General features: G+C 44.1%; 1 protein-coding gene and 1 pseudogene. Both read right to left on the bottom strand.

Annotated elements, in window-relative coordinates:
* Positions 1–661: pseudogene (locus CXF78_RS17010) on the bottom strand (NADH oxidase); the annotation flags it as partial.
* A gap of 141 nt (positions 662–802) precedes the next feature.
* Positions 803–1,480, bottom strand: coding sequence for a glutathione S-transferase family protein (locus CXF78_RS17005; protein ID WP_102037431.1), 678 nt, complete (start codon positions 1,478–1,480; stop codon positions 803–805).
* Positions 1,481–1,557 lie beyond the last annotated feature (77 nt).

The raw sequence follows: 1,557 nt of genomic DNA, 5'->3' as shown, positions 1-1,557 counted from the left end.
CAATATATTTAGCGCCCATGTCACGTAACAGTGTTTCTTGTTCTGCTTTACGGACGATATTAATTAAATCAACGCCATCGGCAATACAAATACGGTTTAACATTTGGCCGAGGTTAGATGCCGCCGCTGCATGAATAATGGCTTTATGGCCTTCTGCACGCATTGTTTCGACCATTGCTAATGCGGTGAGCGGGTTAACAAAAGAAGATGCGCCTTCTTTAGCCGTAGTACCTTGTGTTAATTCTAAGCAGCTTTGCACATTGGCACAGAGATATTGACGATACGTACCACCGCCAATGACAGCAACAGTTTTACCCATTAATGCTTGCGCTGCAGGCGATGAACCCGCTGCGACAACGGTACCAGCACCTTCGTTACCCACTGGAATGGCTTTACCGACTCGGGTTTTAACTGCTGACATAAATTTAGCCGGAACATCGGCAACAATCGTTGGGCTTTTTTCAGTGCCTGCTTGTGCCGCTGTTGTCATATCCGCGACGCTGAATAGCACCGCTAAGTCCGACGGGTTTAATGGTGCAGCTTCAATGCGAATAACCACTTCATCGGCACCGGGTTGTGGTATGTCGATGTTTTTTAATGCGAGTGTTAATTTATTGTCTTCGCTGATTAATGAAGTCAGTTGGATATTGGTATCTGTCATTGGGATCTGCTCCTGCAAAATAATTAATTTTTAAGCCAATCACTATATTGAATTGGCTGTTTCTGTTCGTAATTCAAATCAAACATCAGTGTTAGATGCTTTTATCGCTACTATCAACTATCAATTCGTATCGAGTCTGTGTTATCCAGCGCTCGCGGCTTGGATTTGAGCTTTCACTTTTTGCATAAAGTCGGGCATGTTTGCGAGGCGATCTGCTTCTACCTGTTGGGCAATAACCGTTTGGCTCATGGCATCGCTCCACTGTTTCATGCCTGGTATTTCTGCCAGTACATCCCAGTTAAGCTGGCTCGAGCCAAACGCGCTCACAATGGTGTTGACGTAATAAACGTAGATATCTGCCATGGTGAATTGTTCACCTGCAATCCAAGGTGAAAACTGGCACAAGCGACTTAAGGCTGTAACGCCACGGGTTAATACCTGGCGGACTTCAACTTTAACTGACTCAGGTATTTCGGTACCTGAAAATACATAAGGTATGAGTCGTCTGCTAGGCAGTTCAAAATACAACTCTGCCATTTTCATTATTTGACGTACAACAGCACGTTCTCCCGCGTTTTCAGGATATAGCGGCATTGCAGGGTAGGTTTCTTCGATAAAGTCACAGATGACACTCGACTCTGACAGGTAAAGACCTTCTTGCGTTGTGATTACAGGTACTTTGCCAGCGGGGCTGATTGCCAATAGCTTTTCACTACCACCGTAAATAAGGTTTTCTGTAAATGGCAGTTGTTTATATAGCAGTACATGTTTCACTAGGTTGTAATAGTTGCTCGCGGCAAAACCGTGCAAAGTCATCATAAGTCAGTAGTCCATCATTAGCGTGAAGGTTGTTGTTAATTGCCGAAAAATACAATTAAGGTCCTTGTATTTAACAC

This window comes from Shewanella sp. 11B5 (genome assembly GCF_002836795.1).
In the GTDB taxonomy this organism is placed as follows: domain Bacteria; phylum Pseudomonadota; class Gammaproteobacteria; order Enterobacterales; family Shewanellaceae; genus Shewanella; species Shewanella frigidimarina.
Note: the sequence above shows the minus strand (reverse complement) of the source record. Positions and strands in the feature narration are given on the sequence as shown.

Excerpts from the sequence above, each read along its gene's own strand:
- CXF78_RS17005 (WP_102037431.1), bottom strand. The coding sequence starts at position 1,480 with ATGATGACTTTGCACGGTTTTGCCGCGAGCAACTATTACAACCTAGTG.